Below are 12,945 nucleotides of genomic sequence, written 5' to 3'. Positions count from 1 at the left end.
GGCAGATTGTTAATCTAAAGAAGCGGTAAACTGCGCGAGACGAGGTTGGTCATGAACGAGGATTTCTGGAAGACGGTGGAAGGTCGTCACTCTTATTCCAATAAATCCCGTCGCACCGGCGTTCTCAACGTCGCCCTGCTTTTCGGGACGGCGGTGATCGCTCTCTCCCTGATCGTCACCCCCATGCTGGCAGGCAAGTCCTCGACCCGGGTTGCGCAGTTCCCCGATAATTACGACATGATAAGCACCGGCTCCATCAAGAAGACCGATGCCGGCAAGACCTATTCCATCCGTCGCAGCATAACACAGCCGATGCCGGAAATGCCCTGTGTCGTCACTGGCTATAGCAATGAGAGCGGTTGCTGATCGTTTACCATCATCGGTAACGAATCCCTCATGCGCTCGGCCTTAAGATAAATCCGATTTCAATATGTCATAATGCCGGCTGGCTGAGCGCACCGGATGGCGGATGGGGAATATCCTGTGCTGCATTTTTTGATCGGTTTCTATAAGGACGAACGTGGCGCGACCGCGGTCGAATATGGCTTAATTGTCGGACTGATTTCCGCCGCACTCATCGGTGGCGCAACCGCCATCAGCGGCAATATCAATACAGTGTTCCAGCTTATCGCCGACACTTTCGCCAACAGCTGAAACCGCCCCGGTAGCTCAGGACAGTTTCACCTCAGTTGTCTTCAGAGCGTCGGCAAGGCGCATCTTGGCGGAGCCGGGCTTCAGCGGTTTCTGCTGGCTCTCATGCGGCGCCCAGCCTGAAACATAGATGATGGAAAACGTCGCCCTTATCCGCCCATCCGGATCGGAATAACGCTCGGCGTAAAGTTCCGCTGCCCGCAGGAAAAACGCCCGATCGAGCGGTTTTCTGCTGCGGCTTGCCAGCGGATTTGCCATGCCCATGGCGCGCAGGTCGCGCATCAGGGGAAAAATCGAGTCGTAACGTACCGTATATGTTTCCGAATCGGTGACAGGGAGCGCAAAACCGGCGCGCTGCAAAAGCGCACCGACGTCGCGGACATCGGCAAAGGGAATGACGCGCGGGCTTGCGCCGCCGGTCAGTTCCGCCTCTGCCGTCAAAAGCACGTCGCGCAATTCCTGCAAGGTGCCGCTGCCGGGAATGGCGCCGAGAAACAGCCCGTCCGGCTTCAATGCCCGCCTTATCTGGATCAACGCACCGGGCGTATCATTGGTAAGATGCAGGGCAAGCGGCGAAACGACGAGATTGGCGGAGGCCTCCTCTAGCGGCAGATGCTCCATGGAAGCGGCCTCGGGGATATTTCCATCCGTCGTAAAACTGCTCTCGGTCTCGATGCGGCGGATAATATCCACCTTGCCGGTCTCGGCCACGCGCCGGGCAGTGACGCCCGTTCCGCCATGCAGCTCGATTGCGGTCTCGAACCGGCGCTCGACGATTGCGAGCCTGTCGGCAAGCTCCTCGGCTGCCATGTCGAGAAGGAACAGGGCCTTGTCGTCACGCCGGCTCCACGCCCGGTGACGGTTTTGTTCAATCAGGGCCTGGTCAAAGAGAATATCCATCGTCTTGCCTGCTCGGCCTCCATCGCCTTCGGGATCGGCGGGCCGCATCGTTGCTGTCATGCCGCTTGGGCATCGTTTTGCCGGGATGAAACCGGACCGTATCGCTCTCGCAAAGGCACCCGTTCGGCGGTAAAGTCAACCTCATGGGTGCTGGCGATGATCTGTTTTCGGGATTGCTGTCGAAGTCCGCTGCCGTGTCGGCGGCGGCACGTATCACATTGCGCTCGGCCTTCCGCATGGTTTATCCACCGACCTGCGCCGGATGCGCCCGCATGACGGGCGGCGAGGGCGCCCTGTGTGCCGATTGCTGGCGGGATGTCAGCTTCATCGATCGCCCGTTTTGCGAGATTCTCGGCATTCCCTTTTCCCGGAATCACGGCGAAGGCGCTGTGAGCGCTGAGGCTATCGCAAATCCGCCGCCCTTTGATCGTCTGCGCGCAGCCGCAAGCCATGAGGGAACCGCCCGCAAGCTCGTGCATCGGCTGAAATATCAGGACCGGACCGATCTTGCCCGGCTTATGGCACTGTGGATGCTGAGAGCGAGTGATGGGACGGTTGACGCCTGTGATTGCATCGTGCCTGTGCCCTTGCATCGCCACCGTTTCTGGCGTCGCCGTTTCAATCAGTCTGCTGAACTGGCACGGCATCTGGCCAAGGCCGCCGGCAAGCCCCTGCTTGTGGATACGCTATTGCGGGTAAAGCCCACCGAGCGGCAGGTGGGGCTTTCGGCACTTGCCCGGCGGGACAATATGCGCGGTGCTTTTGCAATATCATCCGGTCGGGAAATGGGAATTTTCGGCAAGCGTGTGGTGCTGGTTGACGATGTTTACACCACGGGTGCGACGGTCGGTGCGGCAAGCCGTGCGCTAAGGAAAGCGGGTGCCGCGGAAGTGACCGTTTTGACCTTTGCAATGGCCATTTCCGCGCCTATATGAAGCCTGAATGCGATGAGGAAATTGTGCGCTTCGGCGCATGTTTGCGAGGCTTGGAAGAACATGGCACCGGTGACGATCTATACGCGGGATTTTTGTGGTTATTGCGCGCGCGCCAAGGCGCTGCTGGACAGCAAGGGCGTCGACTACGCTGAATATAACGCCACGACGACGCCGGAATACCGGCAGGAAATGATCGAGAAATCCGGCGGGACGACCTTCCCGCAAATCTTCATCAATGGCGAGCATGTCGGCGGCTGCGATGATCTGCATGCGCTGGAGCGTGCCGGTAAACTCGACATTATGCTGGCCGCCTGATCGGCTCTATTCCGGGCGTGGAGGACGTGATGACTTTCAAGGCTGCCGCCATTCAGATGCGATCCGGCGTCGACCCGGTAAAAAATGCTGCCGATATGGAGCGCCTGGTGCGTGCCGCTGCAGCTGAAGGTGCTGTCTATGTCCAGACGCCGGAAATGACCGGCGCCATCCAGAAGGACCGGCAGGCGCTGCGCGCCCAGCTGCGTGATGATGACGGCGATATTATTGTCGCGACCGCCGCGCGGCTGGCACGCGAACTCGGCATTCATGTCCATGTCGGTTCGACGGCGATTGCCCGTCCGGATGGCAAGATCGCCAATCGCGGTTTTCTCTTCGCGCCGGATGGTTCGCGTATCTGCAGCTATGACAAGATCCACATGTTCGATGTCGATCTCGACAATGGCGAGAGCTGGCGCGAAAGCGCTGCCTATGAACCCGGCGTCGAGGCGCGTGTCGCCGAACTTCCGCTGGCAAAATTCGGCTTTGCGATCTGCTACGATGTTCGGTTTCCGCAGCTTTTCCGGGCGGAAGCGCTTGCCGGCGCCGAGGTTCTGACGGTTCCGGCCGCCTTCACCCGCCAGACGGGGGAAGCCCACTGGGAAATTCTGCTGCGCGCCCGCGCTATTGAAAATGGTGCTTTTGTCATTGCCGCCGCACAGGCCGGCGTGCATGAGGACGGGCGCGAAACCTTCGGTCATTCCATCATCATCGATCCATGGGGCAAGGTGCTGGCAATTGCCGGTGGCGCCGGTGAAGAGATTATCTTCGCCGAGATCGACACGTCGCTCGTGGCTGCCGCGCGCGGAAAAATTCCCAATCTGCGCAATTCCCGCGAATTCGCGCTGGATACGGTTGTTCCCCTGAAATCTGCCGGAGGTGAGGCGGCGTGATCCGTTATGCGCTGGCCTGTGACAAGGGCCATGAGTTCGAAGGCTGGTTTTCCGGGAGTGACGATTTCGACAATCAGTTGCAGCGCGGCTTCCTGTCCTGTCCGGTCTGCAATTCGGTGCAGGTCTCCAAGCTTCTGATGGCGCCTTCGGTCTCCACCGCCCGCAAGAAGGATGAACGCCAGACACTCGCCATGGATACGGCGAAAAAAGAAGCGCTGGCAAAAATCCGTGAAGCCGTCGCCAATATTCGCGCGAATGCGGAAGATGTCGGCAATAAATTTCCCGAAGAGGCCCGCAAGATCCACTATGGCGAGGCCGACGAACGCGGCATCATCGGCCATGCCTCGGCTCAGGATGCCAAGGCCCTGCTGGACGAGGGCATTGAAATTGCGCCGCTGCCGGTGCTGCCTGACGACGTTAATTGAACTTCATTCGGTTTTGACGATATCGACCAATAAGCAAGGTCATCCTCGGGCCTGACCCGAGGATGCATCCCAACGTTCGCAAATCGACGGTCGGGTCAAACCCGACCATGACGGAGAGTTGGGCGCACTAGTTTACGACGGCCTTTTCGCCAGCATCATGTAATTGACATCCATGTCCGGCGAAAGATTCCAGCTGTCCTGCAGCACGTTGTAGAAGACGCCGGTGCGGTGGACGATATCCATGCCGCTTGCCACCAGCGGCCGCTCAAGCTCTTCCGGACGAACCAGCTTCTCATACTGATGTGTGCCGCGCGGCAGCCAGCGCAGCACGTTTTCGGCGGCGAAGATCGCGAGCGCCCGGGCTTTGAGCGTACGGTTGATGGTGGCGGCAAACATCAGCCCGCCGGGGCGCACCATTTTCGCGCAGGTGGTGACGAAGAGATCGACATTGGCCACATGTTCGACCACCTCCATGTTGAGGACGACGTCAAAGGTTTCGCCGGCCTCCAGCAATTGTTCGGCGGTCACGGCGCGGTAGTCGACGGTCACACCGCTTTCCCGCGCATGGGTGGAGGCGATGCCGATATTCTTTTCCGAAGGATCGGCGCCCACGACATCCGCGCCCATACGCGCCACCGGCTCGGAAAGAAGACCGCCGCCGCAGCCGATATCGAGCACGCGCAGCCCTTCCAGCGGGCGGTGCGCTTTCGGGTCGCGGCCGAAATTGTCGCAGATGCGGTTGCGGATATATTCCAGCCGCACGGGATTGAATTTATGCAGCGGGCGGAACTTGCCCGTCGGGCTCCACCATTCCGCAGCCATCGCGGAGAAGCGATCCACCTCGCTCTGGTCGACGGTCGTCTTTGCGGTTTCGCTCATGGTTCTGCTCCATATTGCTGTTGCATTGAAGTCGGATGATTGCCCCCCGAAGTCAAGACCGGCGGTCCATTCCGCCGGCAAATTGTCGGGTGCCTCATTGCCGCAGGTGGAACCGATGGGGCGCCTCATTTGTTTCATGCTGCGTTCATGGAGGAACGCGTATTTTCCGGTCGTGGCAGTATGCGGAACGCATACTCGTCCATCGACAGCGATGGATGCCGACATGGGCAAAGCGGGCCTTTGCTTGAGGAGAAAGAAGTGAAGAAAAAACTGTTTGGCGCAATAGCGCTGGTGGCCATGCTCGCCGCGCCGGCACTTGCCGAAGCCGCGACGCGCGGCTTTGCCACCGCGAATGTGAATATGCGCTCCGGCCCGAGCACGGCCTATCCGGCCGTCGTTGTCATCTCGGCGGGCGCGCCCTTGACGGTGCATGGCTGCCTGTCCGATACGCCGTGGTGCGACGTCTCTTTCGTTAGCGGTCGCGGCTGGGTCGCCGGTCGCTATATTCAGACGACGTACCGGCAAAACCGGGTCTATGTGGAGCCACGCTATTATCGTGATCTCGGCGTTCCGGTGATCACCTTCGAAGCCGGTCGTTACTGGGACCGTTATTACCGCGACCGCGATTTCTATCGCGAGCGTGATCGCTGGCGTCGCCCGCCGCCCTCCGGCGGTTACTGGAATGTGGCCCCTCCGCCGCCGCGTGGCGACTGGGACCGGCCGCGTCCGCGCGACGAGTGGCGAGACGGCCGCCGTGACGAATGGCGCGATCCGCGCCAGGGCGGCGGACCGAATGACGGACGCTGGGAGCGCCGTTACGGTGACTGGAATCAGGGTGACAGAAACCAGGGTGACAGGCCGCGCCGTGAGGATAATCGCCCGCGCTTCGAAGAGGAAAACCGCGACCGCAATCGCGATCGCCAGCCAAATCAGGACGAAGGTCAGCGCCGTCCCGAACGCCGTCAGTGGGATGACCCACGTCGTGCGCCCGCCTCGGAAAACCCCCAGGGTGGATGCCGGATCGGCGACCCGGGTTGCGACCCGCGCTAAAAAGACAAAGCCCGGCGAGATTTCGTCGGGCTTTTCATATGCTGCCTTTGACTATCGGTCGGGCGCTTATTTCGCGGCCGCAGCCTTGCGGGCACGGGCCTTGGGTTTTGCAGGCGTCTCTGCGTCCGGAGCGGCTTCAGCGGAAACGGCCTTGGGAGCTGCCTTTTTGCGCTGCGCCGGTTTCGTCGCTTCCGATGTCTTCAAAAGCGAAAATTCGTGTTTTGCCTGTGCCCAATGTTCCGCATCGCGGCCGTGGGGGTGGCCTTCCTTTTCCCAGAGGGTATAGGCCCGTTTACTGATCCATTCGTTTTCCGAAACCTGCATGCTCGTCTCCCGTTGCTGTTTACAGCGCCTTTGAGAAGGCGACATCCCGCTTGGTCCGGCACACGCTCGACAGGAATCAATGCCGGCATTTCCAAGTTGCATTACATGCCATGATCTTCCGGGCGTCAAGCAAACATGCTGCATTGCGAAAGCGGATTTCAGGCATTTTACGCCGGTGAAAGCGGTTTAGGCGAAAGACGTTCCCACACGACAACATCAACGTTGCGTGATGACGCCAACCCCGCCAAGATGGGCGGATGAACAATAGTGCAGGAGGGGACCTTGGAGCTTGCAACCGAAGCGGAGGCGCAGGTCATTGTCGAGCAGCGGGGAGGCTCAGGTATCATCCGCCTCAACCGCCCGAAAGCCATCAACAGTCTGACTTTGCCGATGGTTCGCCTCCTGTTTCAGGCGCTTGCCCGTTTTGAGGATGACCCCGAGGTTTCCTGTGTGGTGCTGTCAGGAGAAGGTGAAAGGGGCCTTTGCGCCGGCGGGGATGTTCGCATCATTCATGATCTGGGCAAGGCGGGTGATCCGCAGGTGCTTGATTTCTGGCGGGAAGAGTTCCCGCTCAATTATCGCATCGCCCGCTTTGGCAAGCCCTATGTGGCGCTGATGGACGGCATCGTCATGGGCGGCGGCGTCGGTATTTCCGCCCATGGCAGCCACCGCATCGTCACGGAGCGGACAAGGCTCGCCATGCCGGAAACGGGCATCGGTTACTTTCCAGACGTCGGAGGCTCCTGGCTTCTGCCGAAAGCGCCGGGCGAATGCGGCACCTGGCTGGGCTTGACCGGCAATGCCGTCGCTGGCGCCGATGCGATCTATGCCGGTTTCGCCGACTATCTCATGCCTTCGGAGGGTCTCGAATCTCTCGTGGAGGATCTATCGAGGGCGAAGGATATTGAAGGTATCGAGGTGGCGATCGCGGCCTATGCCGGCGATGCGGGCGAAGGTGTGCTGGCTTTAAACCGCGATATCATCGACGCGACATTCCGCTTCGACACGGTGGAGGAGATTTTCGCGGCACTTTCTGCACGCGATGATGCGTTTTCGCGAGAGACCCTCGAGGCCCTTCAGAAACGCTCCCCCACCAGCCTGAAGCTGACCCTGAAATTGCTTCGCCTCGGTCGGGAAAGCGCGAGCCTCATCGAATGCTTGGAGCGCGAATTTGCCGCCGGGACCGAAATATTGCGGGGCCATGATTTTTATGAGGGCGTGCGCGCTGCCTTGGTCGACAAGGATCGCAATCCGCGCTGGCGGCCGGCGCGGCTGGAGGAGGTGCGTGCAGAAGATCTTTCGCCGTATTTTGCCGAACATGCCGGAAATTTGTTTCCCGAACATCGCCTCTAGATTGTGCGACGCAAAAGAAATCCGGCTTGCAGCCAAATATGAAATCATCGTCTTTTGAGCTGCTCCTGTTTGGGTGAAATTTCCAATCCCCGGCTCCCTAACGCACGGCTGTTTCTCGCGGGCGTTGCCGCCGCCCGTTATGTTGACGACCATTCGATTTTCCGGGGGTATTTATGAAACGTCTTCTTATCATCGGCACTGCCATAGCCGCTCTCATTGCTGGCGCGGCGCAGGCACAGTCTCCGACCACCATCCTCAACGCGTCCTACGACGTCGCCCGTGAGGTCTTTGCCGCCGAAAACGAGGCGTTCATCAAGCAGCATCCGGGCGTTACGGTCGATCAGTCGCATGCCGGCACCTCCAAGCAGGCGCGCGCCATCGTCGAGGGTCTGGAAGCCGATGTCGTTACCTTCAACCAGGTCACCGATGTCGATTTTCTGGTGAAGCAGGGCTTTGTTTCCGCCGACTGGCAGAAAGACTTCCCGAACGACGCTTCGCCGTTCTATTCCTTCCCGTCCTTCCTCGTGCGCGCCGGAAACCCAAAAAAAATCAAGGATTGGGACGATCTTGCCCGTGACGATGTGAAGGTGGTTTTCCCCAATCCGAAGACCTCTGGTAATGCTCGCTACACCTATCTCGCCGCCACGGCTTACGCCAAGGAGAAGTTCAACGGCGACGAGAAGAAGGTTCAGGAATTCGTCAAGAAAATCTTCGACAACACACCGGTGTTCGACACCGGAGGCCGTGCCGCCACCACCACTTTCGTGGAGCGTGAAATCGGCGATGTGCTGATCACTTTTGAGGCCGAGACCCGCGGCATCGCCAAGCAATATGGCGCTGACAAGGTCGAAGGCGTCGTGCCCTCCGTCAGCCTGCTGGCCGAATTCCCGGTCGCCGTGGTGGATAAGGTGGTCGACAAGCGCGGTTCCCGCGATCTGGCAAAGAGCTATCTCGATTTCCTCTACACCGAAGAAGGCCAGCGCATCGCCGCCGAATTCGGTCATCGTGTTCACAATGAGAAGGTCGTCGGCGAGTTCAAGGACAAGTTCCCGGCCATCCGCCTCGTCAACGTCAACGATACCTTCGGCGGCTGGAATAAAATCCAGAAAGAGCATTTTGCATCCGGCGCGACGCTTGATACGCTTTACGGCAGCCGTTAATCACAGCGATATGCAACAGGCAAACGACCCGGCGGGAAACTGCCGGGTCGCTTTATGATGAAATGGGGGCGGGGTTTGAAGCGGAATGTTCTGCCGGGACTTAAATTGTCCCTTGGCGTTACCCTCACTTACGTCGCCATCATCGTGCTCCTGCCGCTCTCGGCGCTGGTGTTCAAGGCCGCGAGCCTTGGGCCGGCCGAATATTGGTCGATCATCTCCTCGCCGCGCGCCGTTGCAAGTTACCGCGTGACCGTGCTCTGCGCGCTCGCCGCCACGCTCTTCAACGTCATCTTCGGGCTGGCGCTCGCCTGGGTGCTGACACGATACCGTTTTCCCGGCTGGCGTCTTATCGATGCCATTGTCGACCTGCCTTTTGCGCTTCCCACCGCCGTTGCCGGCATCGCGCTTACCACGCTGTTTGCGGGCAATGGCTGGTTCGGTTCGTTGCTTGCGCCGCTCGGCATCAAGGTGGCCTATACGCCACTTGGCATCATGGTAGCGATGGCCTTCACCAGTCTGCCTTTTATCGTACGTACCGTGCAGCCGGTACTGGAAGACCTCGATCCGGCGCTGGAGGAAGCGGCACAATCGCTTGGCGGTTCCGATCTTGAAATCTTTCGCAAGGTCATCCTGCCGCTCCTGACACCGGCACTGCTCGCCGGTCTTTCGCTGTCCTTCGCGCGCAGCCTCGGTGAATTCGGGGCGATCATATTCATCGCGGGCAATCAGCCGTTCTCGACGGAAATCACGGCATTGCTGATCTTCATCCGGCTAGAGGAATATGACTATCAGGCCGCCGCGGCCATTGCTTCCGTGCTGCTCATCACCGCTTTCGTGATGCTGGCGGTGACCAATTACCTGCAGGCGCGCGCGCTTCGCTACACGGTGAGGAGCTGAGATATGAGCGCTTTTTCCTCACACCGCAAGCCGCCGCGCGTTGGTGATGCAACCTGGGTTCGCCGCAGCCTGATCGCTTTCGTTCTTGTGATCGGTGCTCTGCTGGTTGTGGCACCCCTCATCATCATCGGCGTCGAGGCCTTTTCGCAGGGCTGGAAGGTCTATTCGGCCACCATTACCCATCCAGATACCCGCCACGCGATCATGCTGACGGTGCTGACGGCGTTGATCGCCGTGCCGGTCAATACGGCCTTCGGCGTTGCGGCGGCATGGGCGATCACCAAGTTCGATTTCCCCGGCCGGCGCTTCCTGCTGGTGCTGATCGAGATACCTTTCTCTATCTCGCCGATCGTCGCCGGTGTCGCCTATCTCTTCGTTTACGGGCTGCAGGGGCTGTTCGGCCCGTTCCTTGATGCGCATGACATCAAGATACTCTTTGCGCTTCCCGGCATTGTCATCGCCTCGATGTTCGTCACCGCACCTTTCGTGGCGCGTGAGCTTATCCCGCTGATGCAGGCGCAGGGCCGCGATCTCGAGGAGGCGGCGACGTCTCTCGGTGCGTCCGGCTGGCGCACCTTCTTTTCGGTAACGCTGCCGAACATCAAATGGGCGCTGCTTTATGGCGTGGTGCTGTGCAACGCCCGCGTGATGGGCGAGTTTGGCGCGGTGTCGGTCGTATCGGGCAATATTCGGGGCCAGACCAACACGCTGCCGCTGCATATCGAGCTGCTTTACCACGATTACCAGACGGCCGGCGCCTTTGCTTCGGCCTCCATCCTCGCTTTGCTCGCCGTCGTCACCATCATCGCCAAGGTGGCGCTGGAACGGCGCGGCGCGGGGCGCGGAGCCAAAAAGACCAATGGCGGTGCCGCCATCGCCACGGAGACCTGATTCCCATGAAAATCCGCCTCGAAAATGTGGTGAAGACCTTCGATACCTTCCGTGCCGTCCGCGATGTTTCGCTGGATATTGAAAGCGGTGAGCTTCTGGCGCTGCTCGGCCCCTCCGGTTCAGGCAAGACGACGATTCTGCGCATGGTCGCCGGTCTCGAATATAGCGATGGCGGCCGCATCTTTTTCGGAGACGAGGACGCCACCAATATTCCGGTGCGCGATCGCGGCGTCGGTTTCGTGTTCCAGCACTACGCGCTTTTCCCGCATATGACGCTCCACGAAAACATTGCCTTCGGCATGAAGGTATCGAAGGTCAAGCGCGACAGGTCGGCAATCGACGCCCGCGTCAGGGAACTGCTGAACCTCGTCAAACTCGATGGTCTCGGCGACCGGTTCCCGGCGCAGATATCCGGCGGGCAAAGGCAGCGCGTGGCATTGGCGCGTGCGCTTTCGGTTGATCCGAAAGTTCTTCTACTGGATGAGCCTTTCGGGGCGCTGGATGCCAATGTGCGCCGTGACCTGCGCCGCTGGCTGCGGGAAATTCACGATGCGCTTGGTATCACCACGATTTTCGTGACGCATGACCAGGAAGAGGCGCTCGATCTGGCTGACCGTGTCGTCATTCTCAATCAGGGTGAGATTGTTCAGCAGGGCACGCCGAAGGAAGTCTGCCGCCAGCCGAACAGCGCCTTCGTCATGCGCTTCCTGGGCGATGCCAATCGGGTGTCCGGTGTGGCGCGCGGCGGCAAGGTCTATGTGGGCGACAATGAGCTGCCTTTCTCCTATGGTCAGGCGGATGGCGCTGTCGAGATTTATGCCCGCCCCTCCGATCTGGAATGGGAGGATCTGCATGAGGGCATTCCGGCTTCCGTGGCCCGGGTTCTCGACCGGGCGGGTGAGCGCCGCGTGATCGCCAACACCGATGGCGGCGATCTCCTGGAATTCGATGTGCCGCCGGAAAACGATGTTGCTGCCGGAGACCGTGGTTCCGTTATCATCCGCCGGGCAAAGATTTTCCCGGCGGCGTGAGACGCCCTCGGCAGGTTCAGATCACAAGCTCGAAAGAGGCTTCGGCGGCCAGCCGGCCATTGAGCATGAGATCAACCTTGTGAACACCCGCATAGTGCTTGCGGGTGGTGAAATCGCGCATGGCGCGGCTTATCGACAGGTTGAGTGTTTCGCCCGGCTGAAGCTCGATCTCTTTCCATTTGAAAACCTTCGCCGAAGCGTCACCGCTTTTCTTCACGTAGTGCACGGCATAGTCGATCACCAGCTTCTGCGCGCCTTTGGCTGTCGAGGTGAAGGCGGCTGAAATCCGCACCGGATTGCCGAGGGCAACTTTTTCCGGAGACACCTGAAACGCCTCAAGTGCAATTTCTGCTTCCTCATGCGCGCCGAGATGGGCAAGCGCTGCGGCGTCACCCTTCTTGATCAGCGTGCGCAAGGCCTGCCGGACGATCCAGCGCGTATGCGGGTTATCTTTCGGCCATGAGTCGATGAGCGCCAGTACGAAAGCGGGATTGTCCTTGGTGATGTCGTTCAGATGATTGGCGACGGATTTACGCACGTAAAGCGCCTCGTCGGCCTTCATGGCATTGAGGATCGCCACAACCGGGGACGGATCGTCGATCAGGGGCTTGAGCTGGAACGACCATGGCAGGCGCGGCCGGCAGCCCTCGCTCGCCAGCCGCCGCACATGCTCGTTTTCGTGCTGAGACCATGTTTCCATCACCGCAAGGGTGCGGGAGATGTCCTTCTGCAGGAAATGCCGGATGGCGAATTCCGAGGAACCGAAGCGGGTGAAATATTGCAGCGCCTGCATGGAAATATCGAAATCGTCGAGCCCATGGAGGGCTACATATTCCGGCAGTGAAATGGATGCGAAGCCGTTGCCTATTCCGGGGGCGGCGGCGGTCAGAATTTCGATATTGCGGGCGTAGTCCCCGGGAAGCGTGGCGTGCAGGCTTGTCGCTACCTGCCGCATGCGCTGCATGATGCCCAGAGCCTCGAGATTTTCGGTGGCGAGCGCCATGAAGGCGGAAACGTCAAAAGGCGCGTAGACGGCCTTTGTTTGATCGGCGATGTGCCGCAGTTTTTCGTGGTTGAAGATTTCCTTCAGCGCCGGTGCCGCTGTCTCGCTCATATCGCCCTCAAAGTTCACTTTTTGTTCTTTTATGGCAGGAGGAGGTTCGAGGCAAGGGAGGGCTAGCAAGTTTCAGAGATTGAGGTCGGATCGAGCGAGCGCGGCTTGTCTCCTTCTCCCCGCCGGGGAG

At 59.8% G+C, this 12,945-nt stretch carries 16 protein-coding genes; 12 read left to right on the top strand and 4 right to left on the bottom strand.

The features are described 5' to 3' along the window. Positions 1-51: 51 nt before the first annotated feature. Together FY152_16965 and FY152_16960 are read left to right on the top strand one after the other, a co-directional pair. Positions 52-366 carry a hypothetical protein gene (locus tag FY152_16965; GenBank protein ID UXS33861.1) on the top strand — a complete coding sequence of 105 codons (315 nt, stop codon included), beginning with the start codon at positions 52-54 and terminating at the stop codon, positions 364-366. Positions 367-462: 96 nt separating this feature from the next. Next, a complete protein-coding gene (locus tag FY152_16960; protein ID UXS33860.1) occupies positions 463-654 on the top strand; it encodes a Flp family type IVb pilin in 192 nt (63 codons plus the stop codon). A 15-nt stretch (positions 655-669) separates the two neighbouring features. On the opposite strand, the gene FY152_16955 is transcribed toward FY152_16960, so the two are convergent. Continuing rightward, entirely contained in the window at positions 670-1,551 is an 882-nt protein-coding gene (locus tag FY152_16955; protein UXS35087.1) for a methyltransferase domain-containing protein, read from the bottom strand. Between the two features lie 143 nt (positions 1,552-1,694). Between FY152_16955 and FY152_16950 the strand changes: the two genes are divergently transcribed. The 4 genes from FY152_16950 to FY152_16935 are packed head-to-tail and all read left to right on the top strand — an operon-like array spanning position 1,695 to position 4,116. Continuing rightward, the gene (locus FY152_16950; GenBank protein UXS33859.1) at positions 1,695-2,486 is read left to right on the top strand and encodes a ComF family protein; all 792 of its coding nucleotides are present in this window, start codon (positions 1,695-1,697) and stop codon (positions 2,484-2,486) included. Between the two features lie 60 nt (positions 2,487-2,546). After that, on the top strand, positions 2,547-2,801 hold the full coding sequence (gene grxC, locus FY152_16945; GenBank protein ID UXS33858.1) for a glutaredoxin 3: 255 nt from the start codon (positions 2,547-2,549) through the stop codon (positions 2,799-2,801). Between the two features lie 29 nt (positions 2,802-2,830). After that, positions 2,831-3,691 (top strand): carbon-nitrogen hydrolase family protein, encoded by an 861-nt coding sequence (locus FY152_16940; protein UXS33857.1) that lies wholly within the window; start codon positions 2,831-2,833, stop codon positions 3,689-3,691. After that, on the top strand, positions 3,688-4,116 hold the full coding sequence (locus FY152_16935) for a DUF1178 family protein (GenBank protein ID UXS33856.1): 429 nt from the start codon (positions 3,688-3,690) through the stop codon (positions 4,114-4,116). The genes FY152_16940 and FY152_16935 overlap by 4 nt, the downstream gene beginning before the upstream one ends. Before the next feature lie 132 nt (positions 4,117-4,248). Here FY152_16935 and ubiG read toward each other — a convergent pair whose 3' ends face one another. Further along, positions 4,249-4,995 (bottom strand): bifunctional 2-polyprenyl-6-hydroxyphenol methylase/3-demethylubiquinol 3-O-methyltransferase UbiG, encoded by a 747-nt coding sequence (gene ubiG / locus FY152_16930; protein UXS33855.1) that lies wholly within the window; start codon positions 4,993-4,995, stop codon positions 4,249-4,251. 258 nt (positions 4,996-5,253) lie between these two features. Between ubiG and FY152_16925 the strand changes: the two genes are divergently transcribed. Continuing rightward, complete coding sequence (locus FY152_16925; protein UXS33854.1) at positions 5,254-6,045, top strand: SH3 domain-containing protein; 792 nt, start codon at positions 5,254-5,256, stop codon at positions 6,043-6,045. A gap of 66 nt (positions 6,046-6,111) precedes the next feature. Here FY152_16925 and FY152_16920 read toward each other — a convergent pair whose 3' ends face one another. Further along, positions 6,112-6,369 (bottom strand): DUF2934 domain-containing protein, encoded by a 258-nt coding sequence (locus FY152_16920; protein UXS33853.1) that lies wholly within the window; start codon positions 6,367-6,369, stop codon positions 6,112-6,114. Positions 6,370-6,651: 282 nt separating this feature from the next. Between FY152_16920 and FY152_16915 the strand changes: the two genes are divergently transcribed. The 5 genes from FY152_16915 (at position 6,652) to FY152_16895 (ending at position 11,701) form a co-directional block, all read left to right on the top strand. Next, complete coding sequence (locus FY152_16915; protein ID UXS33852.1) at positions 6,652-7,722, top strand: enoyl-CoA hydratase/isomerase family protein; 1,071 nt, start codon at positions 6,652-6,654, stop codon at positions 7,720-7,722. A gap of 173 nt (positions 7,723-7,895) precedes the next feature. After that, positions 7,896-8,882, top strand: a complete 987-nt coding sequence (locus FY152_16910; GenBank protein ID UXS33851.1) for a sulfate ABC transporter substrate-binding protein — start codon at positions 7,896-7,898, stop codon at positions 8,880-8,882. Between the two features lie 75 nt (positions 8,883-8,957). Then, positions 8,958-9,779 (top strand): sulfate ABC transporter permease subunit CysT, encoded by an 822-nt coding sequence (gene cysT, locus FY152_16905; GenBank protein UXS33850.1) that lies wholly within the window; start codon positions 8,958-8,960, stop codon positions 9,777-9,779. A 3-nt stretch (positions 9,780-9,782) separates the two neighbouring features. Continuing rightward, positions 9,783-10,670 (top strand): sulfate ABC transporter permease subunit CysW, encoded by an 888-nt coding sequence (cysW, locus tag FY152_16900; protein UXS33849.1) that lies wholly within the window; start codon positions 9,783-9,785, stop codon positions 10,668-10,670. A gap of 5 nt (positions 10,671-10,675) precedes the next feature. Next, positions 10,676-11,701, top strand: a complete 1,026-nt coding sequence (locus FY152_16895) for a sulfate/molybdate ABC transporter ATP-binding protein (GenBank protein UXS33848.1) — start codon at positions 10,676-10,678, stop codon at positions 11,699-11,701. Positions 11,702-11,717: 16 nt separating this feature from the next. Here FY152_16895 and FY152_16890 read toward each other — a convergent pair whose 3' ends face one another. Continuing rightward, a complete protein-coding gene (locus FY152_16890; GenBank protein UXS33847.1) occupies positions 11,718-12,815 on the bottom strand; it encodes a DNA alkylation repair protein in 1,098 nt (365 codons plus the stop codon). Between the last annotated feature and the right edge of the window lie 130 nt (positions 12,816-12,945).

It is taken from the genome of Agrobacterium tumefaciens, assembly GCA_025560025.1.
In the GTDB taxonomy this organism is placed as follows: domain Bacteria; phylum Pseudomonadota; class Alphaproteobacteria; order Rhizobiales; family Rhizobiaceae; genus Agrobacterium.
This window is presented reverse-complemented; position numbering and strand designations above follow the sequence as displayed.